We start from the raw sequence: 22,672 nt of genomic DNA, 5'->3' as shown, positions 1-22,672 counted from the left end.
CCAATGGATCGCTTGGTCCGGAGCCTTGCTCCGGGCCGGGCGCTCCGGCAGCAGACGAGCGCGGTCGCGATGTTCGCGGCTGCGCTTTTCGCTGTCGGGTGCACCCACGGCGGCGCGGATATCACGCCCCCGCCGATCACCACGCCACTCGAGCGCCCCACGCTTCCGCAGACCTATCGGCCCACGGGTCGGGCGGCGGCCGGCGACGTGTTCGTGCAGCTCTTCGAATGGCGGTGGGCTGACATCGCCACCGAATGCACCCAGCGCCTGGGGCCGGCCGGCTACAAGGCGGTGCAGGTCTCGCCGCCGCAGGAGCACGTGCTGGCCACCAACTCCCCCTGGTGGCAGCGCTACCAGGCGGTGAGCTACAAGCTCGATCGCAGCCGCTCGGGGACGCGCGCCGAGTTCGTGAGCATGGTGCAAGCGTGCAAGAGCGCGGGCGTAGACATCTACGTCGATGCCATCGTCAATCACATGTCGGGCACGAACGCCGGGACCGGCAGCGCCGGGACGGCGTTCACCAAGTACGAGTATCCCGGGCTCTACACGAGCGGCGACTTCCACCCGCCGTGCGGCGTCAGCAACTACAGCGACGCGGCCAATGTGCAGGATTGTGAGTTGCTCGGTCTCGCCGATCTCAAGACGGGATCCCCCACGGTGCGCGCCAAGATCGCGGGGTATCTGATGGAGCTGCTGCGCTTGGGGGTGGCGGGTTTTCGCATCGATGCGGCCAAGCACATCCAGCCCGTGGAGCTCGACTCCATCATCGGCTTGGTGAACCGCACGGCGGCCACGGAAGGCTTGCCGCTGCCGTACGTCTATCACGAGGTGATCGACTACGGCGGTGATGCGGTCGCGGCGCGCGACTACTTCGGGGTGGGCTACAACACCGGCGGTGCCAGCGATGTGAGTGAGTTCAAGTATCGCGGCATCGGCGACAAGTTCATCAATCTGGGGTCGCAGAAGGTCGGCGATCTGGCGCAGTTCTCGCCCAACGCGTGGGCGTTGATGGCAAGTGACAAGGCGGTCTCGTTCATCGAGAACCACGATACTCAGCGTGACGGCGCGCCCATCTCCTATCGCGATGGGGCGGTGTTGCGGCTCGCGTACGTGTGGCTGCTCGGTTACCCGTACGGCTATCCCACGGTGATGTCGAGCTATGCCTTCGACCGCACGTCGCAGTTCGGTCGTGATCGTGGTCCACCGTCCAGCGGCACGGGCGAGACCAATGCGCTGAGCTGCGCGCCGAGCTGGGATGCCGCCGTGATCGGCACGCACTGGATCTGCGAGCATCGCGATCCGACCATCGTGGCGATGGTGGGCGTCCGCAAGCGGCTCGCAGGGTCGGATGCGAACACCCCGTGGACGAACGGCGGCAACGCCGTGGCGTTCTCCCGCGGGACGCAGGGCTTCGTGCTCATCAATCGTGAGGCCGCGACGCTCACCGCCAGCGTGCCGACGAACCTGCCGGCGGGGACGTACTGCGATGTGCTCACCGGTGGCGTGAGTGCGGGTCGCTGTGTGGGCACGAGTGTGGTCGTGAGCGGCGGAACGGCGGCCGTGACGGCCCCGGCCCTCTCGGCCATCGTGCTGCACACCGGCGCCCGGCTCTAGGTCGAGGCGGTGGTGAATCCGGGTCATGTCGCGCCTCGTATGGGCGGCATGACCCGTTTTTCGTTCGGGATGGCGTGCGTGGTGGTGAGTGCCGCGTGTGCGCCCACGCATGCGCCTAGCCGTCCCGCCGGCACGTCGCCACAGTCCGTTGCCGACGCCGTGCTCGCGGCGGATCGCCGATTTGCGGCGACCACCGCCCCGCTGCCGCAGGCGATCGGCGCGCTGCTCAGCGATGGCGCACTGATGCCCGCGCCGCGCGGCGAAATCCTCGCCGGCCGCGAGCGCATCGTGGCGGCGCTCGCCGCCACGCCAGACAGCACGGCGCGCCCGCACTGGACGCCCATCGAGGTCGGTGTGGCCGCCGACGCGGCGCACGCCTTCACCGTTGGCTTTCTGATGACCACGCGGGCCGACGGATCACGTGCCGCGTTCAAGTACCTCACCTTCTGGACGCTGACCGGGAGTGGCTGGCGCGCCGCCGCGTGGCGTCGCCGCCCCATGGATTGGGTCCCGATCGACTCCACGGCGTTGCCGCCATTGTTGCCGCCGCGCGTGGTGGCGCCCTTCAGCACGGCCGCGATTCGTGCGCAACAGGTGCAGGAACTCCGCGCCGCCGAAGCCGAGTTCTCGGCGCTCGCCAATCAGGTCGGTGTGGGCGCCGCCTTTGCGCAGCGCGGAACACCCGCATCGCTCAATGTGGGGCTGCCGAGTGATGGCCGGTTCGTCCGTGGGGCCGATGCGATCGCGCGCGTGGTGGCGGGCGGGCAGCCGCTCGACGCTCCCAGCACGATCACCTGGAGCGCCGATACGGCGATCGTCGCGACGAGTAATGATCTTGGTATCACGTTCGGCGTGATCCGCCCCAAGAACGCACCGGGGGCCACGGGTTCGTCGTTCTTCACGATCTGGCGCAAGGTTGATGGCGCGTGGCGGTATTTCGCCGAGTGACACGCTCGCGGCCTTCGCTCAGAAAGATCGCCCCTGACCGCCTGACGAGTCCGCTCGAAAATCGGTAGCGTTGGGGATGGCCAACCCGCCACGATCCTCCCGCCTGCGCTATCGCGCCTTCGTCGAGCAGTACCACGCGGGCACGCTCGGCGATGCCGATGCGAAGACCCCGACGAAGCCTGAGGCGACGCCCGACGCGACGCCGGATGCGAACGCCAAGCCCAAGGGACGCGTTGCCCGCTGGCGTGATTCGCTGCTTGGCGGCTCACGCAAGGATTACCTGCGCGACTACCTGCGCTGGCTCGCGCCACATCGCGGTCGGCTGGCCGCCGTGTGTGTGCTCGCGCTGCTGTCGGCGGGTGCGCAGAGCATCGAACCGCTGTTCATGCGCTGGATCGTGGACAAGGTGCTGCTGGCCAAGCTCGACGCCGCCGAGCGTGTCTGGCGTTTGAATGTCGCCGGCGTGTCGTTCCTGGCGCTGGTCGTCGTCTCGGCGCTGATCTCCGTCTCGAAGGACTACACGCAGCGTATCCTCAACGTGCGCGTGGTGTTGTCGCTCCGCCGCGCGATCTTCGACCGCTTTCTCAACCTGCCACTCAACAAGCTCTGGGACATGAAGACCGGCGGCCTGCTGTCGCGGCTGTCGGGGGACGTGGAAACCACCAGTGGGCTGCTGCAGATGGCGATCATCTCGCCATCGATCTCGGTGGTGAAGCTGCTGATCGCCATGGGGGTGCTCTTTACGCTCAACTGGCGGCTCACGATCATGGCGCTGGCCGTGATTCCCGGCGCCATGATCATGAGCTTCACCTTCTCCAAGCGCATCCGCCCGGTGTACCGCGTGGTGCGCAAGGATGTGGAGCAGATCGACGGGCGCGTCGGCGAAGCGTTCAGCGGCATTCGCGTCGTGCGCGCCTTCCGGCAGGAAACGCGCGAACTGCTGGCGTACATGCAGGGGCGCCACACGGTGTTGCGCAAGGAACTGTTCGCCGGGCGCCGGGAGCTGGTCCTCTGGACCAGCTGGGGGTTGCTCACCGCGATCGTGAACGTGGTCATTGTGTGGTATGGCGGGCATCTTACGCTCGCCGGGCGCGCCTCGGTGGGCGACATCTTTGCCTTTCAGTGGTACACGTTCCTGCTGATGGGGCCCGTGTGGAACATCGTGAACTCGTTCAGCGAGATGCAGCGCTCGCTGGCCGCGATGGAGCGCGTGTTCGAGGTGTTGGCGATGCCCCCGGACAAACCCGATGTGCCAAACGCCCAGGTCGCGCCGGCGCGTATCGACGAGTTGCGGCTCGAGCATGTCTCGTTCGCGTATCACGAAGGCAAGCCGGTCCTGCACGACCTCGATCTGGTCATTCCCGGCGGCACGGTCGTGGCGCTCGTCGGGCGTAGCGGGGCCGGCAAGACCACGGTCACCGATCTCGTCGCGCGCTTCCACGATCCGACCGGCGGGCGGATTTGCGTGAATGGCATCGACCTGCGAGATCTGCGGCTATCGAGCTGGCGCGGCCGCCTGGCGCTCGTGCAGCAGGATGTCTTTCTCTTCGACGGCACCGTGCGCGATAACATCGCCTACGGTCGGCACGACGCGAGCGTCGCCGAGGTGGAAGCGGCGGCGCGGCGCGCCAACGCGCACGAATTCATCGAGCGGCTGGTCGATGGCTACGACACGATCGTCGGCGAACGCGGGGTGAAGCTCTCGGGTGGACAGAAGCAGCGGCTGGCGATCGCCCGCGCCATTCTTGCCGACCCGCAGCTGCTCATTCTCGACGAGGCCACGAGCAACCTCGATACCGAGAGTGAGCAGCTCATTCAGGCGTCGCTCGCCGATCTGGTGCAGGGGCGCACGACGTTCATCATCGCGCACCGCCTGTCCACCATTCGCAAGGCCGATCTCATTCTGTTGCTCGACAACGGACGCGTCGTGGAGCAGGGGTCACACGAGGCGCTGATGGCGGCTGATGGGCGGTATGCCGGCATGGTGCGGCGTCAGCATGGGGCGGGCACCGTGGATGAGGCCTTCGCGGCGGCCGAGGCCTCGGCCGCGCTGGAGACTGGCGGGGCCATCACGTAACTTCGCACCAGAGCCCGTTCCGCCCTTCCCCCACTCGGCGAATCGTATGCGTCAGCTCATCAGCCGTTCCAGTCTTGGTCTCGCGTTACTCGGCGGACTCGCTGCCCCACAGGTGGCGCGTGCCCAAGCCAACGCCCTGGTCCCCTCAGGCACGGGCTTCAGCCTCGCGGCGTCTGCGTCCGGGGCCAAGATGACCAGCAGCGGCAGCGGCCTCGACGGCGGCGCCACGAAGCCGGGCGGGCAGATCGAAGTCGCGTATGGCGCATCGCCGCGCCTCTCCCTGCTCGGCGCCTTCCGGCCGATCCAATCCACCGCCGGCACGCAGGACTACACCGTGAACGGCCTCGAGCTTGGCCTACGCTACCTCGGCAAGGCCGGCGCCACCGTGCGCCCCTTTGCGGAAGGCGGCTTCGGCATCCGCACCATTCGCTACGAGACCACCGACGTCTTTACCTCCAGCAACGTCGGCCCGTGGGCCTCGATTGGCGTGATGCGGCTCGCGGCGAGTCATTGGTCGGTCGAGGGCGCGGCCACCTGGACCAAGTCCAACTACGACAATTGGAAGCGCAACAGCGAAGCCGTGGTGGCCGAGGCGGTGAAGTGGAACGCGGTCGGCGCGCGCGTCGGTGTGCGTTACTGGGTGCGGGCGCGCTGACACGCGCGCCCGCACGACCCCGCATCAGGGCGTGACGCCCATCAGGTACTGCTTGTACCATCCGAGATAGCGCTCGTAGCGATCTTTCACGAAGCTCGGGCGTGAGATCCCGTGGAACTGCCCGGGATAGACGACGAGCTGCGTGGGCACGCCGAGTGACTTGAGCGCCTGATACATCTGCTCGCCGCCACCGATCGGTACGTTGAAGTCCTGCTGACCGCCAAGGAACAGCGTGGGCGTGGTGATCTTGGGCGCCTGATAGAACGGATAGCTCAGCTTCTCCCAGAGCTTGGGGTTCTTCCACGGCGCGCCGAGCTCGTTCTCGTACTGGTAGATGTACTGGTCGGTGCCGTACATCGTGGTCTGGAGCGCACTGCCGGCACCGCTCGTCGCGGCCTTGAAGCGCTGCGTGGTGGCCAGCGTGTAGTCGGTGAGGATGCCGCCGTAGCTCCAGCCGCCGATGCCGAGCCGGTTCGGATCGGCGATGCCGAGCCCGATGACATGGTCCACGCCGGCGAGCAGGTCCTGCACCTCCTTGTTCCCCCAGTCGGCGTAGATCGCCTTCTTCCACGCCTGCCCCTTGCCGCTGCTGCCGCGGTAGTTCACCGCGAGCACCACGTAGCCATTCGCCGCGAACAGCTCACGCTCGAAGTTGTAGAGGTGCTGGTCCTGCCCGTTCGGGCCGCCGTGAATACGCAGCAGCAGCGGATACTTGGCGCCGGCCTGATAGTTCGCGGGCTTCACGAGCAGGGCGCCGACCGTGAGCCCGTCCTTGTTCTTGAACTCGATGTCTTCGGTGGTGGCCACCTCGAGTGAGGCAAAGACGGCGTCGTTCACATGCGTCAGGACGCGCGGCGTGTCGCCCTCGAGCGCGTGGATCTCCGCCGAGCGCTGCGCCGTACCGGTGTTCACCACCATGCGGCCGGTCTTGCTCACCTCGTAGCTCGTGACCACCCGGCGACCGGCCAGCGGGCGCGTCACCGCGCCGCCGTTCACCGGAACGGTGGCCAGGTGCTGGGCGCGATCATCCCCCACGAGAAAGCGCAGCGCCTTGCCATCGGCCGTGAACGACAGCTGGGTCACATCACGATCGAGCTCCGTGGCCAGCAGACGCGGCGCACCGCCGCTGACCGGCACGACGGCAATGGTGTTCTGCGTGTAGGCCGACAGGTTGGGCGCACTCCCCTGCAGATAGGCGATGAACTGCCCATCCGGGCTCCACACCGGGCTGGCATCGGGGCCGCTCCAGGTGGTCAGCGCGCGCGGCGTCGCACCCGACTTGGCGTCCACGACAAAGATGTCGCTGTTGTTCGCGCGATCCGGGTCCTTCTCGCTCCGTTCACTGACGAAGACGAGCTTGGTGCCGTCCGGCGACCAGTGTACCTGCGTGTCATCGAAGTCACCGCTGGTGATCTGCTCGACCTTCCTGGTCGCGAGATCGAACACATACAGGTGATCGCGCCGATGGTCGAGGTAGCCTTCGACATCGCGCTTGAACGCATACCGATCGATGACGATCGGCTTGGGATTCTTGGTCTTGAGCGAGTCCGGCTTGGCGTCTTCGGGATCGGGATCGTGCGACACGATCACGAGGCGCTGCGCATCCGGCGACCATTCGTACTCGCCCACGCCGCCCTTGAGATCGGTGAGCCGCACCGCCTCACCACCCGCACGGTCGAGCAGCCAGATCTGGCCACCCTTGGACTCGTAGCGCCCCGAGACGAAGCTGAGATACCGATTGTCGGGGCTCCACCGCGGGTTGGACTCACTCTCCGGTGAGCCGGCCATCTTGAGCGTGCGCGTGCCATCCCAGCTGGTCATCCACACATCGCTGTCGCTCTTGTCCTTCGCCGAGTCGACGGTGGTGATGGTGTAGGCCACCCACTGGCCATCCGGACTGATGCGCCCGGCGCCGACGTCACGAAAGCGGTAGAGATCGCCGGGACGGAGTGGACGGCGCGCTTGGGCGTTGGCCGCGGAGAATGCGCAGAGCAGGGTCAGCAGCGCGGTGGCCGCTGAGCGTGAATGGGTTCTGGTCATGGGGAGGGGCTGGCTGGGTTGAACTGATCGCACAGAGGTCACAGAGGCACAGAGGTCATCGGAAAACGCCCCGGTGCTCTCTGTGTCTCTGTGTGCTCTGTGCGAGCAGTTCAAACAGATCAAAAACTCGCGTCGGTCTTGCGATATACCACGCGTCCATCAAACACCGTCATCAAACACGTCGCGTCCTTGAGCTGCGCCGTCGGTACGCGATAGAAGTCGCGATCCCACACCGCCAGATCGGCCAGCTTGCCCACCTCAATGGACCCGATCTGCGTCTCGAGGAACATCTGATGCGCCGCCCAGATCGTCACGCTCTTGAGCGCGGTGTGGACGTCCACCGATTCGGCGGTGCCGAACGGTGTCTTGCCATACGTGCCGAGCAGCGTTTCGCGGGCGACGGCGGACCAGATGCCGTAGCGGGCGGGGAAGGGCGTCACGCCAAAGTCCGAGCCGTTCGCCCAGATCATCCCCTTCTTGACGTAGGTCTGGAAGGGATTGAGCCGCAGGGCGCGGGCATCGCCGAAGTTGCCGGCGTAGGTGTCACCCAGCCACCAGTTGAAGGAGGCCGACGGTTCGGGATAGCCGGCGTCGAAGTCCTTCTGTAGCCGCGCCATCACGTCGATCGCGTGGTCGGTGGGGATGTTGGCGTGGATGATCCCATGCCGCAGCCCCTTCCTGGGGTTGGCGCGCATCGCCTGGTCGTAGCTGTCCACGACCCAGTCGATCCCCTGATCGCCGATCGAGTGCACCGACACGTGCATGCCGGCATCGTGGTACAGCTTGATCATCATCCGCAACGTATCCGGATTCGACGCCGGATAACCGTGGTTGTCGCCGTCCACTTCCTTGAAGTTCTTGCTCCACGGCTGATAGAGCCACGCGGTGCGCGCGCCGCCCGAGCCATCCACATAGAGCTTCACGCCACCGGCCACGACATGGTTGTCGCCCGTGCTTTCGTACGGGCGCGTGGTCGCGGCGCGCTCGGCGATCAGCTGCTTGGCGGCCTCCACGTTGCGGCCGCTGCTCCAGAGCGCAAAGATGCGCACCGGCAACCCACCGTCGGCGGCGATCTTCTTGTACAGATCAAAAGTGGTCCCGCTGATCCCCGGGTCCTTGGCGCCGGTCATCCCTTCGGCGACGAACGCCTTGGCCATCTCGCGAATCGCCTGCTCACTCTGTGCGGCCGTACGCGGCGGAATGAGGCGGCGCACCAGCCCCTGCGCGCCTTCTTTCAGCACGCCGGTCGGATTCCCCTGTGCATCGCGATCGATCGTCCCGGCTGGCGGGTCCTTCGTGTCCTTCGAGACGCCCGCGAGCTTCATCGCCAGGCTATTCGCCACGCCGTAGTGGCCGGTGGTCTGCGTGAGATACACCGGATGGTCCGGCGACACCGCGTCGATGTCGCGCGCGGTGATCAACCGCTGTTCGGCGAGCTTCCCTTCATCCCATCCGCGCCCGGCAATCCACGTCCCCTTGGGGAGCTCGGCCGCCTTCGCCTTGATCGCCGCGGCGACATCCGCCATCGACCTCACGGCGGGATAGCTCAGGTCGAGCACGAACAACCGGTCGGCGCCGCTCCCCGAAAAGTGCGCATGCGCGTCGAGCAACCCGGGCGTCATCGTGCGCCCCTTGAGATCCACGCGCTGCGTACGCGGGCCGGCGAACTTCAGCACCTCGGCGTTCGTGCCCACGGCGACGATGCGGTTCCCCTCGATCGCCACGCCCTGCACGACCCGATCCTTCGCGTCGACGGTAAGGATGCGGCCGTTGGTGAACACGAGCGTGGCGCGCGGCGTCTGCGCGCCAACGACCGCCTGGTGCCCGATCATCGCTACCGTGATAGCGGCGAGCACCTTCGACTTGAACGTGATCATGAGAGTGGGGCTGATTGAATGGAACAGCGCGCACAGAGCACACAGAGTCACAGCGATCACAGAAGAGCACGCCGCGGTTTCCTCTGTGACGCTGTGTCCTCTGTGCGATCAGTTCAACACACCATCAACTACGCCGGCTTCACCCGCGGCGAGTACTTCTCCAGATCGCGTCCCATCAACAGCGTGGAGAGCACGAGCGTCGCCGAGATCCAGAGCGGCGTCCGCTCGCCGGCGTACTGGAAGGCCGCGCCGAGGATCACCGGGAACGCCACGCGGGTGATGCCGCCGAAGGTTTGCTGCACGCCCATGTAGAGCCCGCGCTCGCTGCTGCTTACCACGCGCGAGAGCATCGCCGTCACGCAGGGGAACGTGAACGCCGTCCCGAGCGGCAGGAGCCCTACGGCCAGCGCGAGGATGACGTAGTTGGGCGCGAACGAGAGCCCCACGAGCCCCGTCGCGAGGAACACCAACCCCACGCGGCTCAGGCGCGGCTCGCCGAATTTGTCCACCACCTTCCCCAGGAACAGCGCGCGCACCACCACACTGAGGGTGCCGATGTACATGAAGAAGTAGCCGATCGTCGTCTCCGTCACGCCGAACCGCCACGCCAGGAAGAGCGCGAGAATGGCGGTCGTCCCTTGGAAGGCGCCGATCGAGATGGCGTAGATCAGAATGAGGCGCGACGCCGGTTCGCTCGGGTGACTGATCACCCGGAGTACCGCTTCGCTCGAGCCCTTGGGCTTCGTCTTGCCCGCCCCCGGCTCCTTCCGCACTTCGGTGAGGTACTTCCACGCGAAGGCCATGTTCATCACGCACATCGCCGCGGCCACGAGCCCCGGCGTATGTGGCCCCAGGTGACGCACCCAGCCGCCGATCACCGGGCCGAGGGCCACTCCGGCATTCGTGGCGGCCGAGAGCCAGCCGAGGCTCTTGGCGCGATCTTCGGGGCGCGTGGCGTCGGCCACGTAGGCCTGAATCACACTCACCGTGCCGCCACCCGCGCCCTGCACGATGCGCGAGAGGAAGAGCAGCCACAGGCTGTTCGCGTACGCGAACACGATGTACGCAATGGCACTGGCGGCGAGCCCCACCATGAGGGCCGGTCGCCGACCATGCTTGTCGCTGAAGCGCCCCCACATGGGCGCGCTGAGCAGCTGCGCCACACTGAAGGAGCTTACCAGAAACCCGACGACCAATCCGCCCGCGCCCAGGCTCTTCGCATAGAACGGCAGCAGCGGCAGGATCATCAACAGGCCGAGCATGTCGATGAAGGCCGTGATCATCAGCACGGCCAGCTTGCCGAAGGCCGTGCGACTATCCGGTGCAGCGTCGGGAGCGGCGGGCGTCGGAGAGACGGGAGTGGGAGTGGCGGTCACACGTTACTCGGTTTTGCCCAGAGCGGCCGGCGCCACACTGCGCCCCACCACGCCCGCCAGCGCCACGATCGTCAGCACGTACGGAATCATCTCCACGAACTGACTTGGCACGAGCTGAGCGCCCTGCAACTGGATCTGAAGTGTCTCGGCGCCTGCGAAGAGCAGGCAGGCCACGGCAACCCGCGTCGGTTGCCACCGGCCAAAGATCACGGCGGCGAGCGCAATGAAGCCGCGCCCCGCCGTCATGCTATCGGTGAACTGGTGCTGATCGAGCGACAGATACGCGCCGCCTAGGCTCGCGAGCGCACCGGCGATGTAGAGCCCCTTGAGGCGCAGCCCCATCACGTTGACGCCCAGCGACGCCGCTGCTTCGGGCTTTTCGCCCACCGCGCGGGCGCGCAGGCCAAACGGCGTGCGATAGAGCACCCACCCTAGCAACGGCAGCGCGGCCAACCCAATCCACACCACCGGATTGAGGAAGCTCGCCAGCATCGCATTCCCCGCGCCCTCGCCACCAAAGCCGGGCACGCGCGGCGAGTTGCTGGCGCTGTCAAAGACCAGGCGCAGGAAGAAGCGCGTCGCGGCCACCACAATGAGGTTGATGGCCACACCCACCACGACCTGGTTGGCCTTGAAGCGCAGCGTGGCGATCGCCAGTAGGCTCGTCACCACCGCGCCGGCCACCAGCGCGCCAATCAACCCGGCCCACGGCGTCTGGCCGTAGTAGCTGCCCAGCGCGGCGCCAAAGGCACCCGACAGCATCAACCCCTCGAGCCCCAGCGCAATTACGCCGACGCGCTCCGACATCACGCCGCCCGCCGCCGCCAGCAGATAGGGCACGGCGATGCGCAGGGCCTGGAGGATGAACGCCAGCACCATCATGCGCCGGCCCTCGTCTTCTTCACGAACGCGGCCGACATCCCGGCCGCGGCCTTGCGGAGCTGCTGCTGCACTTCGGGCACCGCAGTCGCCACCGCCAGAATCACCACGGCCGTCAGGATATCCGTGAGCTGCTTCGGCACGATGGCGTTCACCGCGAGCCCGCCCTGCGACAGCGTCGCAAAGAGCAGCGCCGCGCCAAGAATGCCGAACGGATGATTGCGCCCCACGAGCGCCACCGCGATGCCGAGGAAGCCCGCGCCACCGGCGAAGCCCTCTTCGTAGTAGCCCTTGTAGCCGAGCACGAAGTTGATGCCGCCGAGACCGGCGAGTGCGCCCGACAACGCCATCGTCACCAGCAGGACCCGCGACACCTTTACCCCGCCGTACTCGGCGGCATCCGGCTGCAGCCCCACCGCGCGCAGTTCATAACCGCTGCGCGTGCGGAACAGGTACCACCACGCGGCCACCGCCGCCGCCACCGCTGCGAGCAGTGTGAAGTTGGCGGCGCTGCCGGCAAAGACGGGGAACGCCTGCGAGAGCCGCGGCACGCCACCGGCGGTGACCGCCGGCGTGTGCAGGGTTTCCGGGACGTGGATCTTGGCGCTCACGAGCCAGTTGAGCAGCGCGAGCACGATGAAGTTGAGCATGATCGTCACGATCACTTCGCTCGCCCCGAAGCGCGCGCGCAGCCAGCCCGGGAGCAGGCCGATCAGCGCCCCGGTCGCCATCGCCGCGGCGATGCACAGCGGAACGGCCAACACCCCCGGCAACGCACTCGGCAGCAGCATGCCCATCACCGCTGCCCCGAAGCCACCGGCAGCGAGCTGCCCTTCAGCGCCCACATTGAACAACCCTGCGCGCCCGGCGAGCGCGAATGCGAGGCCGGTGCAGGTGAGGGTGGTCGTCTTGTACAGCACCTGGCCGATGCCGTACGCGTTCCCCCACGTGCCCTTCACCAGCAGGGCGTACACCGTGGCCGGTGCTTCGCCGAAGGTGAGGATGAGGAGGTCGCCCACCACGGCGGCGATGGCCAGCGCCACGATCGGCGGCAGCACCGCCTCCCATAGGCGTGACGGTTGCCGCGGGGCGGGCGCTTCGCTCGAGGCGCGCATTTCACTCGTCGTCTTGGCGGTGGCGCTCATGCGGCGGCTCCGGTCATGAACGGCCCCAGCAACTCGGCGGTGCACTCCGACGCCGGCAGCACGGTCACGAAGCGCCCACCGTACATCACGGCGATGCGATCGGAGAGCGCCAGCACTTCGGGGAGGTCCGCACTGACGAGCAGAAGCCCCTTGCCCGCCTCGCGTGCCGCGCGCAGCTGCTCGTGAATGAACTCGATGGCGCCCACGTCCACGCCGCGCGTGGGCTGCGCCGCGAGCAGCACACTGAACTCGCGCCCCATCTCCCGGGCGATGACGATCTTCTGCTGGTTGCCCCCCGAGAGCGCCCGCGCCGGCAGCTCGGCCATCGGCGGGCGAATGTCGAAGCGCTTGATCTGCTCACCGGCATTGGCCGCGATGCGCGCGCGATCGAGCGTGCCGCGCGACGCGAAGTGATGCTGCCGCCCGAGAATGAGGTTGTCGGCGATCGAGTACTCGAGCACGAGCCCGCGGCGATGCCGGTCTTCGGGAATATGCGACAGACCGCGATCGGCCCGCTCCCGCACCGACAAGCCGTTCAGGTCGTGACTGCCGAGCGAGATACGACCGCCATCCACCGCGCGCAGGCCGGCAATCGCCTCGAGGAGCTCCGTCTGGCCGTTGCCTTCGACGCCGGCGATCCCCAGGATCTCCCCCGGGCGGATGTCAAAACTGAGTCCCTTCACGGCCGCCGTTCCGCGGTCGCTCTTCACCGACAACGCGTCGACGCGCAGCACCGGAGCGATCGACGCGTCCGCGCCCTGACCCGCCCCCGCACGCACCGCGCCGAGGGCATCGAGATGCAGGTTCACGTCGCGCCCCACCATCGCCTTGGCGATATCGCGCGGCGTTACCCCCTGCGTCGGGAAGCGCGATACCGTTGCGCCGGCGCGCATCACCGTGATGGTGTCGGAAATGGCGATGACTTCGTCGAGCTTGTGCGTGATGAGCACCACGGTGCCGCCGTTCTCGCGCAGCGTACGCAGCACACCCCACAGCTCCTGCACTTCCGGCGGTGAGAGCACCGCTGTGGGTTCGTCGAGAATGAGAATCTTGGCGCCCCGATAGAGCGCCTTCAGGATCTCCACCCGCTGCGCTTCGCCTACCGAGAGATCGGCCACGACCGCCCGCGGATCGACATGCAACCCGCAGCGCTGGCAGAGCGCCTCCACGTCGCGTACGGCGCGCGCGAGATCGACCTGCAGCCCGTTGAGCGGTTCGCTCCCCAGCACGACGTTCTCGGCCACGGTGAGCGGCGGGACCAGCATGAAGTGCTGATGCACCATCCCCACGCCGGCAGCAATCGCGTCCGGGGTCTTCCACCCGGTCACGTTGCGGCCATTCACCGTGATGGTCCCCGCGTCCGGCGCATACATGCCGCTCAGCACGCGCATCAGTGTGCTCTTGCCGGCGCCGTTCTCGCCCACGAGTGCGTGAATCTCCCCCGCGGCTACGTCCAGCGACGCATCGCGGTTCGCGACCACGCCGCCGAACGTCTTCACGACCCCCGCTATCTGGACCGCCAGCGGCGCGCTCATCGCTTCTCCGCCTCACGCGTGCTCGGCACCGTGATCTTGCCGGCAATGATGTCGGCCGTGAGCGCGTCGAGCCGTGCACGCACGCTGTCGGGGATGAGTGCCTTGTTGTGCTCGTCGTAGATGTAGCCGACGCCCTTTTCCTTGAGACCGAACTGCTGCACGCCGCCGGTGAACGTGCCTTCCTTCACCGACTTGACGGCCTGGAAGACCGATTCGTCGATCCCCTTCACCATGCTCGTGAGCACGTACCCCGGCGCTTCGTTGTACTGATCGGCGTCCACGCCAATCGCCAGCTTGTTCGTGGTGCGCGCGGCTTCGAACACCCCGAGCCCCGTGGAGCCCGAGGCGTGGAAGATCACGTTCACGCCCTGGTTGTACATCGCCAGTGCCATTTCCTTGCCGCGCCCCGGATTGCGAAACGCTTCGGGCGTCACGCCCGCATAGGCGGCGATCACCTCGCAGTCGGGGCAGACATGCTTCACGCCGGCGCGATAGCCCGCTTCGAACTTGTGAATGAGGGCGATGTCCATCCCGCCCACGAAGCCGACCTTCTTGCTCTTCCCCACGAGCGCGGCGAGCGCGCCGACCAGGAACGACCCCTCTTCTTCGCGGAACTTGAGCGCCTTGAGGTTGGGCGGCATCGGCAGCGGATTCCCCACGCTGTCGGTCGCCACGGAGTAATCGACGTCGGCGAAGCGAACGTTCGGATACTCCTTCGCGAGCGTGTTCACATCGTCGGTGAAGATGAACCCGACGCCGATCACGAGATCCATCCCTTCGGCCGCCAGTAGGCGGAGCCCCGCCTCGCGATCAGAGCCTTCACCGGGCTCGATGTAGGTGACGCGCGCGCCCAGCGCCTTGGCCGCCCGGACGCCGCCCAGATAGGCGCCGTCGTTGAACGACTTGTCGCCACGGCCACCGACGTCGAACACGATCCCCACGTCGAGCCCCTCGGAGGAATCTCCAACGGTGGCGCCGGCGGGGTGAACGGTCAGAAATGCGAGGTGGGCCGCAAAAAGCGCCCCGATCAGGAGGAGGGTCCGACGCATGACCCACAAGGTTCGCCGCCGACTGGCTCAGTCGGAAGGGGTAGCCGACGTGAAAAAGCCCGGGGCACGAACCGGTTGGTCCGTGCCCCGGGCTGCTCGGAGGCGCTTACTTCAGCGCCTTGTAGCGGAAGCCGGCGATGTTCTTCCCGGCCGCCTTGAGCGTGATGTTCTTCTTGTCGCCCTTCTTGAGCGCGCCGGTGGACTCGGTGCCGGTCGCGATCACGGTGCCCGCGGCGTCCACGAACTCCACCGCTACCGTGTAGGTGCCACCCGCCGCCGCCATCTGCTCCACGCTCAGCTGCAGCGACACGTTGTCGTTGCCGCGCGTGAAGTTGCCCACGTCCACCTTGGCCGGCAGGTTCTCGGCGTACGTCTGGTACTTCACGAGCGAATCCGTCCAGGCCTTCTTGAGCACCGGCGTCTTCGCACTCCGCGCCATGCCCTGCGCCGAGTAGGCGAAGAACATCCAGGCGTCGTAGTTGTTCGGGTCCATCTCGACCAGCTTCTTGGTCGGCTCGAGCATGGCTTCGAACTGGTCCTTGCCGTAGAGCGTCGCCGCGAGATTGCGGAAGGCATCGCGCGCCACGACGTTCTTCTTCGTGGCCGCCGCGAACATCTTGAGCGCGTCATCCGTGCGATTGGCGCGCGTCGCGATCACGCCGCCCATCGTGTGCATGAGGTCGCTGTACTTGTCCGGCGTGGCCAGCAGCGCCGCGTACACCGTCGGGATCGCCGCCGTGTCCTTGGCCAGCGTGAGCGCGTCCGCCCAGTTGTTCAGCCAGTTCGACGCATCCGGGTTCTCCGGCTGCTCCGTCAGGAGAGTCTTGAACGACTCGGCCGCCTGCTTGCCCAGCGCCTGCGCGTCGGCGCCCTGCGCCGTCGACGCCAGCTCGAGCTGCGTCATCGCCGAGTAGTACTGGCTGTTGAACTTGAGTTCCTTGTAGTTCGAGTCGGCGCCGGCGTACTTCACGACGTGGCCCCAGTGCATCACGGCCGTCTTCTTGTCGTTCTTCGCGTTCGCGGCGTTGGCGAGCACGTAGTGCGCGTACGGGCTCGTGCCCACGAGCATCATCGCGCGCTTCGCGTAGAACTCCGCCGAGTCCATCTTCTGCGCCTGCATGGCGTCGAGCGCCGCGCGCGTGTTGGCGAGCCACACTTCGTTCTGACGGCCCGCCGTCAGCTCGGCCTCACACGCCGGCACCGCCGCCGCCTGCGCCTTGAACGCCTTGTCGAGCTCGACGACGATGTCGTACGCCTCGGTGGGGTTCGTCACAAAGCCGAGCGCGCCGCGCGTCGTGGGTGCCGTGGCCATGCCGGGCTCGTTCCCCCACAGCATCAGCGACTGCGACAGTATCGACTGATAACCCGCCGGGTTCTTCGCGAAGCGCTCCGGCTTCGTGTCGAGCTCCTTGTCCACTTCCTTGAGCAGCTTCACACGCGCTTCCGGCGTCGCGGCCGAACGCGCCTGCTGGAGCTTGAACCCCAGGAGTGCGAGCTCCTTCGGGTTGTTCTGATCGATGGAGCATCCGCTGGATACCCCGCCCGGCTGGGCGGCCAGGGGAAGGCCGGCGAACGAAAGCGCGGCAGCCAGCGCATACGCGCCACCGGCGGTGAACGTCAAACGCATGACGTGTCCTCGAGAGGTCGATTGGGGCAGGGGAGTCCAGGACCAGCCGGCGAGGAACGCCGCCCCGGTCTGGGGTGTCGATAGGGACCCGATGTCCTTTACTTGAAACTACTATGACCGATCGGATCCGCACCCGGTTCCTTGTGATCGGCAGCGGAGTTGCCGGTTTGCACACCGCCTGGCGTGCCTCCGGGCATGGTCCGGTGACGGTGCTCACCAAGCGCACGCTGTTCGACTCCGCCACGGCCTACGCGCAAGGCGGCATTGCCGCTGCCCTGGGGGCCGGTGACTCCCCCGAGCTGCACCAGCGGGATACCCTCGCCGCCGGCGCGGCGCTGTGCGATGCCGATGCCGTGAAGGTGCTGGTCGAGGAGGGGCCGGCCCGGGTCCGGGAGCTCCACGCTGCCGGCGCCCGCTTTGATCTGGACCCCGACGGCGACTTCAAGCTGGGGAAGGAAGCCGCCCATTCCAGAAATAGGATTGTGCACGCGCACGGTGACCAGACCGGCGCCGAGGTCGCCCGCACCCTCGTCCAGAAGGTGCGGGAGACGCCCGGGATCGACGTGCTGGAGACGGCCCGGGTCCTCGACCTGCTCCTGGTCGATGAGGGGGACGGGCCGCAGGTCGCCGGCGTCCGGGCGTCGATCGCCGGCCGGCCGGTCGAGATCGTCGCCGATGCCACCGTGCTCGCCACCGGCGGCTGCGGACAGATCTTCCGCTATACGACCAACCCGCAGGTGGCCACCGGCGACGGCTTCGCCATGGCCCACCGCGCCGGCGCCCGGCTCGCGGACATGGAATTCGTCCAGTTTCACCCCACGGCGCTCGACACGCCCGAGAACCCGCTGGCGCTGGTGTCGGAGGCGGTGCGCGGCGAAGGCGCCATCCTCCTCAACGCCCGCGGCGAGCGCTTCATGCCCGCGCGGCATCGGCTGGCAGAGCTCGCGCCCCGGGACATCGTAGCCCGCGAGATCTTCCGCGAGCAGCAGGCCCACGGGCGCGTGCTACTCGACGCCACCCGGCTCGGGGCCGGATTCGCCACGCGCTTCCCCGGGATCTACAAGCTGTGCCGCGCCCGGGGGATCGATCCCACGCGGGAGCCCGTCCCGGTCACCCCGGCGGCGCACTACATGATGGGCGGCGTCGTGACCGACCTGGCCGGGCGTTCCAGTCTGCCGCGGCTCTATGCGGTGGGGGAGGTGGCCCGCACCGGCGTGCACGGCGCCAATCGGCTCGCCTCCAACTCGCTCCTCGAAGGGTTGGTCTTTGCCGAACGCGTCGCGCGCGACCTGGCGATCACTCCCGATCACCTGCCGGAGCCGGACGCGTCAACCTGGGATGTCCCGCCGCTCGACGACCGCGGCGCCGCGCAGGTCGCGGCCGATGAGATTCGCCAGTTGATGTGGGACCATGCGTCCATCGCGCGCACCGCGCCTGGGCTGCGCCGCTGCCTCGCCGCGCTCGAACGGGTCGGCGAACGGTTGAGTGCGGGGGCCACGGAAGAGCGCAATCTGCTCACGACCGCCAGGCTCGTGACCGAGGCCGCGCTGCTGCGCAAGGAGTCGCGAGGAGGGCACTTCCGCAGCGATTTTCCGAAGACCCGCCGCAAATGGCAGGGACGACACATCACGTGGTAACGCTGGCCGACACCCGATGACCATCCTCGACGCGCACTACGATCAGGCGCTCGCTGACGAAATCCGCGCGCTCGCGGCGGCCAACAACGCCGTCATTCTCGCGCACAACTACGAACGCCCCGAAGTGCAGGATGTCGCCGACTATGTCGGCGACTCCCTCGGGCTCTCGCGGGAGGCGGCCAAGACCTCGGCCGATGTCATCGTCTTCTGCGGCGTGCACTTCATGGCCGAAACGGCGGCGATTCTTTCGCCGAGCAAGACGGTGCTGCTCCCCGATCTCGCCGCCGGCTGCTCGCTCGCGAGCACCATCACCGCCGAGCAGCTGCGGGCGTGGAAGGCCGAGCATCCGGGCGCCGTGGTGGTGGCGTATGTGAACACCACCGCCGAGGTGAAGGCGGAAAGCGATTATTGCTGCACCTCGGGGAACGCGGTGGATGTGGTGAACGCCATTCCACGCGACCGGGAGATCCTCTTTCTCCCCGACATGTTCCTCGGGGCGCACGTGCGTCGCGAGACCCAGCGCGACAACATCCACGTGTGGCTCGGTGAGTGCCACGTGCACGCCGGTATCGATCCGGAACACATCAGCCGAACGCGCGCGCAGTATCCGGGCGCCGAGTTTCTCATTCATCCCGAATGTGGCTGCGCCACGCCGGTCGTCGAGGCGATCAGTGCCGGCGCCGTGGATCGCGAGGGGGTGCACATCCTCTCCACCGAGGGGATGATCCGGCGGCCCGCGCAGAGCGATCACGACACGTTCATCGTGGCCACCGAGATCGGTATTCTGCATCGCCTGCGGCGTGAGAATCCCACCAAGCGGTTTGTGGCGGCCAACGATCGTGCGCAGTGCAGTTACATGAAGGTCACCACGCTCGCCAAGGTGCGCGACGCGCTGCAGCACCGGCAGCATCGGATCACCGTCCCCGATGCCGTGGCGGCGCGCGCGCGACTGGCCATTGAACGCATGGTGTCGATCGGTGGCACCAGCGGCGTCAGCCCCTTCGGCCCGGAGGATCCCGGCGAATGACCCCGTCATCGGTCTCGCTTTCGGCACTCGCCTTCCCGCTCACACCCGACCAGGTCACCACCCACGTGCGGGCGGCGCTGCAGGAAGACGAGGCGTTTCACGACGTCTCCACGCTGGCCACCATCGTGAGCACGCGCCACGTGCGCAGTGCCATCGTGGCGCGACGCGAGGGCGTGATGGCCGGCGTCCCGATGGCGATCGAGGCGTTCCGGCAGCTTGATCCCAGCATCGCCGTGCGCGTGGATGCGCCCGACGGCACCCGCGTCCGGCGTGGCGACACCGTGCTGGCGCTCACGGGGCATGCCCGCGGCATGCTGAGCGCCGAACGCACGGCGCTGAATTACCTCCAGCGCCTCGCGGGGATCGCCACGCTCACCGCGCGTTTCGTCGACGCCGTCAAGGGCACCCATGCGCAGATCCTCGACACGCGCAAAACCACGCCGGGGTGGCGCCTGCTCGAGAAGTATGCCGTGCGCTGCGGCGGGGGCACGAACCATCGTCTCGATCTGCGGAGCGGGGTGCTCATCAAGGACAATCATCTCGCCGCGGTGAATGGCGACATCGCCATGGCGGTCAGCCGCGCGCGGCAGCTGGCCGCCACCGGGACGCCGGTGCAGGTGGAATGCGACACGCTGGAGCAGGTGGATGCCGCGCTGGCGGCCGGTGCCGACTGGATCCTGCTCGACAACATGGATGAGACCCGCCTCCTCGAGGCCGTCGCCCGCTGCCGCGGGCGCGCCATCACCGAGGCATCCGGTGGCGTGACGCTCGACAGCGTGCGCCGCATCGCCGAAACTGGTGTGGATCGCATCTCGATCGGTGCGCTCACCCACTCCGCCCCCGCCCTGGACCTCGGCCTCGATTTCGACGGCCTCTGACCGCCATGCCTGTCCGCATTCCGCTCCTCACCGAGCACGCCGCGCGCATCCTGTTCGAAGGGCTCGTCGATTACGCCGGACTCTTTCCGCCAGCCGCGCTCAGCATGCCGCAGGTGGTGCGCAACTATGCGCACTATCGCGCCGGCGCGACCGGCTGGATGCTGGGCCGCTTCGTGTGTACCGCGTCCGCGCTCGAACTCTTCTCCGAGAAGGCCGACCCGCTGCTGCCGCGGGATGCGGGCGCGATCCCGTGGCGCCTCAGTGCGACCGGGACCGGTGATGTGACCAGTGACCTCGCGCAGATCGCCGCCTTCAACGAGCGGCACCGGGTGTGTTTCGAAGAATGCGGCGCGATCGCCGACGCGTACGAGGTGAAGGCCGCGAGCGTGGCCGATGTGGAGCGCATCGCGCGCGAGACCCCGACGGACCTCACCACGTACATCGAAGTGGCGCTCGATGCGCAGCTGGAGACCATGCTGGATGCCATTGCCGGCGTCGGTCGCCGGGCCAAGATCCGCACCGGCGGCACCACCGCGGCGGCATTTCCCGCCAGCGCCGATGTCGTGCGCTTCCTGCGCGGGTGCATCGCGCGCGAGCTGCCGTTCAAGGCAACGGCGGGGCTGCATCACCCGATCACCGGTCCCTATCGCCTGACCTATGAACCCGAGCCGCCCGTCGGGCGGATGTACGGGTTTCTCACGGTGCTGCTCGCCACCGCCCATCTCGGAAGCGGGGGCAGCGACGCTGAGGCCATCGCGCTGCTCGAGGAATCCGACGCCGCACGATTCGACGTGAACGATATCCATCTGGCATGGCGCGGCCCCGACGGGCCGCTCACCTTCAGTCGTGATACGTTGCTCGCCGTGCGGACACGCGCGCTCATCAGCATCGGCTCCTGCTCCTTCACCGAGCCGGTCGACGAAAGTCGCGCCCTCGGGTGGATCTGATCTGTCCTTCTTCCTTTCGACAGGACCCCTCCCGTGTCGCTGACCTCGTGGGTTGCATCGGCCAACGGCCACGCCGATTTCCCCATCCAGAACTTGCCGTTCGGTGTGTTTCGTCGCGCCGGGACCAACGAAGCACCTCGGGTGGGTGTCGCGATCGGCGACCAGATCCTCGATGTGGCGGCATGTCTCGCGGCCGATCTCTTTGATCACGTCGACGAGCTCGTGGAACGTGGTGGGCGCGCCTGTGCATCGCCCAGTCTCAACGCGCTCATGGCGCTCGGGGCACCGGTGCGGCGCGCGCTGCGCGCGGCCGTCACGCGCCTGCTGGCGAGCGATGCGTCGGTGCATGATCAGCAGATCGCGCAGCATGCACTGGTTTCGCAGGTGGAGGCCGAGCTGTTCCTGCCGGTACAGGTGGGCGACTACACCGACTTCTACGCGTCGGTGCATCACGCGACCAACGTGGGCTCGATGTTCCGCCCCGATAATCCGCTGCTGCCGAACTACAAATACGTCCCCATCGGCTATCACGGCCGCGCATCGAGCCTCGTGGTGAGTGGCACCCCGGTGGTGCGCCCGTGCGGGCAGCGCAAAGGGCCGAACGACGCGGAGCCCACGGTGGGGCCGTCGCGCTCGCTCGACTACGAACTGGAGCTGGGGGCGTTCGTCGGCACCGGGAACGTGCTGGGCGACACGATCCCGCTGCGCGATGCCGAGACCCATCTCTGGGGCGTCTGTCTGCTCAACGACTGGTCGGCGCGCGACATCCAGAGCTGGGAGTATCAGCCGCTTGGGCCGTTTCTGGCCAAGAACTTTGCCAGCACGATCAGCCCGTGGGTCGTGACGATGGAGGCCCTCGAGCCGTTCCGCGCCCCGTTGGCGCCGCGGGCCGAGGGCGACCCGGCGCCGCTCCCCTATCTGGCCGACGCGGGCGACGCCGCGCGCGGCGGGCTGGCCCTGACGGTCGAGGTCTGGCTTCGCACGGCGCGCATGCGTGCCGCGGGCGAGGCGGCGGTGCGCATTTCGCAGGGGAGCAGTCTCGATCTCTACTGGAGCTTTGCGCAGATGCTCACCCACCATGCCAGCAGCGGGTGCAATCTCCGTCCGGGCGATCTGCTCGGCAGCGGCACCATTTCGGGTGCTGCGGTTGACAGTCGCGGTTGTCTGCTCGAGTTGACATGGCGCGGCGCCCAGCCGGTGTCGCTGCCAAATGGGGAAACCCGCGGGTTCCTCGAGGATGGCGACGAGGTGATCATGACCGCGTATGCCGAGCGGGACGGGGCGGTGCGGATCGGGCTGGGTCGCTGCGTGGGAGAGGTGCGTCCCGCCCGGTGACGCGCGGGGGAAGACGGCGGAAACGC

17 protein-coding genes are annotated in these 22,672 nt (G+C 67.6%); 9 read left to right on the top strand and 8 right to left on the bottom strand.

What is annotated here, in order from left to right; translation table 11 throughout:
- The first annotated feature begins 3 nt into the window (after positions 1 to 3).
- The 4 genes from K2R93_01495 (at position 4) to K2R93_01480 (ending at position 5,294) form a co-directional block, all read left to right on the top strand.
- Positions 4 to 1,614 carry an alpha-amylase family protein gene (locus tag K2R93_01495; protein MBY0488489.1) on the top strand — a complete coding sequence of 537 codons (1,611 nt, stop codon included), beginning with the start codon at positions 4 to 6 and terminating at the stop codon, positions 1,612 to 1,614.
- A gap of 48 nt (positions 1,615 to 1,662) precedes the next feature.
- Positions 1,663 to 2,562, top strand: coding sequence for a nuclear transport factor 2 family protein (locus K2R93_01490; protein MBY0488488.1), 900 nt, complete (start codon positions 1,663 to 1,665; stop codon positions 2,560 to 2,562).
- 76 nt (positions 2,563 to 2,638) lie between these two features.
- The gene (locus tag K2R93_01485) at positions 2,639 to 4,639 is read left to right on the top strand and encodes an ABC transporter ATP-binding protein/permease (GenBank protein MBY0488487.1); all 2,001 of its coding nucleotides are present in this window, start codon (positions 2,639 to 2,641) and stop codon (positions 4,637 to 4,639) included.
- Between the two features lie 46 nt (positions 4,640 to 4,685).
- Entirely contained in the window at positions 4,686 to 5,294 is a 609-nt protein-coding gene (locus K2R93_01480; protein ID MBY0488486.1) for a hypothetical protein, read from the top strand.
- Positions 5,295 to 5,318: 24 nt separating this feature from the next.
- On the opposite strand, the gene K2R93_01475 is transcribed toward K2R93_01480, so the two are convergent.
- The 8 genes from K2R93_01475 to K2R93_01440 all read right to left on the bottom strand — a co-directional run bounded on the left by K2R93_01475 (position 5,319) and on the right by K2R93_01440 (position 16,822).
- Positions 5,319 to 7,334 carry a S9 family peptidase gene (locus K2R93_01475; protein ID MBY0488485.1) on the bottom strand — a complete coding sequence of 672 codons (2,016 nt, stop codon included), beginning with the start codon at positions 7,332 to 7,334 and terminating at the stop codon, positions 5,319 to 5,321.
- A gap of 119 nt (positions 7,335 to 7,453) precedes the next feature.
- The gene (locus K2R93_01470) at positions 7,454 to 9,211 is read right to left on the bottom strand and encodes an amidohydrolase (GenBank protein ID MBY0488484.1); all 1,758 of its coding nucleotides are present in this window, start codon (positions 9,209 to 9,211) and stop codon (positions 7,454 to 7,456) included.
- A gap of 128 nt (positions 9,212 to 9,339) precedes the next feature.
- Entirely contained in the window at positions 9,340 to 10,587 is a 1,248-nt protein-coding gene (locus K2R93_01465) for an MFS transporter (GenBank protein ID MBY0488483.1), read from the bottom strand.
- Positions 10,588 to 10,590: 3 nt separating this feature from the next.
- Entirely contained in the window at positions 10,591 to 11,469 is an 879-nt protein-coding gene (locus K2R93_01460) for an ABC transporter permease (protein ID MBY0488482.1), read from the bottom strand.
- Positions 11,466 to 12,581: an ABC transporter permease gene (locus K2R93_01455; protein ID MBY0488481.1), complete on the bottom strand. Its 1,116-nt coding sequence runs from the start codon at positions 12,579 to 12,581 to the stop codon at positions 11,466 to 11,468. Before K2R93_01455 ends, K2R93_01460 begins: the two co-directional genes overlap by 4 nt.
- 26 nt (positions 12,582 to 12,607) lie before the next feature.
- Positions 12,608 to 14,146 (bottom strand): ABC transporter ATP-binding protein, encoded by a 1,539-nt coding sequence (locus K2R93_01450; GenBank protein MBY0488480.1) that lies wholly within the window; start codon positions 14,144 to 14,146, stop codon positions 12,608 to 12,610.
- Positions 14,143 to 15,195 (bottom strand): BMP family ABC transporter substrate-binding protein, encoded by a 1,053-nt coding sequence (locus K2R93_01445; GenBank protein ID MBY0488479.1) that lies wholly within the window; start codon positions 15,193 to 15,195, stop codon positions 14,143 to 14,145. Before K2R93_01445 ends, K2R93_01450 begins: the two co-directional genes overlap by 4 nt.
- 106 nt (positions 15,196 to 15,301) lie before the next feature.
- Positions 15,302 to 16,822, bottom strand: coding sequence for a hypothetical protein (locus K2R93_01440; GenBank protein MBY0488478.1), 1,521 nt, complete (start codon positions 16,820 to 16,822; stop codon positions 15,302 to 15,304).
- Between the two features lie 113 nt (positions 16,823 to 16,935).
- On the opposite strand from K2R93_01440, the gene K2R93_01435 reads away from it, so the two are divergent.
- Genes K2R93_01435 through fahA form a run of 5 tightly spaced genes read left to right on the top strand, consistent with a single transcriptional unit; the run spans position 16,936 to position 22,646 of the window.
- Positions 16,936 to 18,459: an L-aspartate oxidase gene (locus tag K2R93_01435; protein ID MBY0488477.1), complete on the top strand. Its 1,524-nt coding sequence runs from the start codon at positions 16,936 to 16,938 to the stop codon at positions 18,457 to 18,459.
- Positions 18,460 to 18,475: 16 nt separating this feature from the next.
- Positions 18,476 to 19,486 carry a quinolinate synthase NadA gene (gene nadA, locus K2R93_01430; protein ID MBY0488476.1) on the top strand — a complete coding sequence of 337 codons (1,011 nt, stop codon included), beginning with the start codon at positions 18,476 to 18,478 and terminating at the stop codon, positions 19,484 to 19,486.
- Positions 19,483 to 20,364, top strand: a complete 882-nt coding sequence (nadC, locus tag K2R93_01425; GenBank protein ID MBY0488475.1) for a carboxylating nicotinate-nucleotide diphosphorylase — start codon at positions 19,483 to 19,485, stop codon at positions 20,362 to 20,364. Before nadA ends, nadC begins: the two co-directional genes overlap by 4 nt.
- Before the next feature lie 5 nt (positions 20,365 to 20,369).
- Positions 20,370 to 21,311 (top strand): hypothetical protein, encoded by a 942-nt coding sequence (locus K2R93_01420; GenBank protein MBY0488474.1) that lies wholly within the window; start codon positions 20,370 to 20,372, stop codon positions 21,309 to 21,311.
- Between the two features lie 33 nt (positions 21,312 to 21,344).
- Positions 21,345 to 22,646, top strand: a complete 1,302-nt coding sequence (gene fahA, locus K2R93_01415; GenBank protein ID MBY0488473.1) for a fumarylacetoacetase — start codon at positions 21,345 to 21,347, stop codon at positions 22,644 to 22,646.
- Positions 22,647 to 22,672: the final 26 nt, after the last annotated feature.

The organism is Gemmatimonadaceae bacterium, from assembly GCA_019752115.1.
GTDB lineage: Bacteria > Gemmatimonadota > Gemmatimonadetes > Gemmatimonadales > Gemmatimonadaceae > Gemmatimonas.
The sequence above is the reverse complement of the archived record's forward strand: the minus strand, read 5'-3'. Positions and strand labels throughout refer to the sequence as shown.

What these genes read in the sequence shown, in the direction of transcription:
- K2R93_01495 (MBY0488489.1), top strand. Translation starts at nt 4, where the DNA reads ATGGATCGCTTGGTCCGGAGCCTTGCTCCGGGCCGGGCGCTCCGGCAG.
- K2R93_01490 (MBY0488488.1), top strand. Translation starts at nt 1,663, where the DNA reads ATGACCCGTTTTTCGTTCGGGATGGCGTGCGTGGTGGTGAGTGCCGCG.
- K2R93_01485 (MBY0488487.1), top strand. Translation starts at nt 2,639, where the DNA reads ATGGCCAACCCGCCACGATCCTCCCGCCTGCGCTATCGCGCCTTCGTC.
- K2R93_01480 (MBY0488486.1), top strand. Translation starts at nt 4,686, where the DNA reads ATGCGTCAGCTCATCAGCCGTTCCAGTCTTGGTCTCGCGTTACTCGGC.
- K2R93_01475 (MBY0488485.1), bottom strand. Translation starts at nt 7,334, where the DNA reads ATGACCAGAACCCATTCACGCTCAGCGGCCACCGCGCTGCTGACCCTG.
- K2R93_01470 (MBY0488484.1), bottom strand. Translation starts at nt 9,211, where the DNA reads ATGATCACGTTCAAGTCGAAGGTGCTCGCCGCTATCACGGTAGCGATG.
- K2R93_01460 (MBY0488482.1), bottom strand. Translation starts at nt 11,469, where the DNA reads ATGATGGTGCTGGCGTTCATCCTCCAGGCCCTGCGCATCGCCGTGCCC.
- K2R93_01455 (MBY0488481.1), bottom strand. Translation starts at nt 12,581, where the DNA reads ATGCGCGCCTCGAGCGAAGCGCCCGCCCCGCGGCAACCGTCACGCCTA.
- K2R93_01450 (MBY0488480.1), bottom strand. Translation starts at nt 14,146, where the DNA reads ATGAGCGCGCCGCTGGCGGTCCAGATAGCGGGGGTCGTGAAGACGTTC.
- K2R93_01445 (MBY0488479.1), bottom strand. Translation starts at nt 15,195, where the DNA reads ATGCGTCGGACCCTCCTCCTGATCGGGGCGCTTTTTGCGGCCCACCTC.
- K2R93_01440 (MBY0488478.1), bottom strand. Translation starts at nt 16,822, where the DNA reads ATGCGTTTGACGTTCACCGCCGGTGGCGCGTATGCGCTGGCTGCCGCG.
- K2R93_01435 (MBY0488477.1), top strand. Translation starts at nt 16,936, where the DNA reads ATGACCGATCGGATCCGCACCCGGTTCCTTGTGATCGGCAGCGGAGTT.
- nadA (MBY0488476.1), top strand. Translation starts at nt 18,476, where the DNA reads ATGACCATCCTCGACGCGCACTACGATCAGGCGCTCGCTGACGAAATC.
- nadC (MBY0488475.1), top strand. Translation starts at nt 19,483, where the DNA reads ATGACCCCGTCATCGGTCTCGCTTTCGGCACTCGCCTTCCCGCTCACA.
- K2R93_01420 (MBY0488474.1), top strand. Translation starts at nt 20,370, where the DNA reads ATGCCTGTCCGCATTCCGCTCCTCACCGAGCACGCCGCGCGCATCCTG.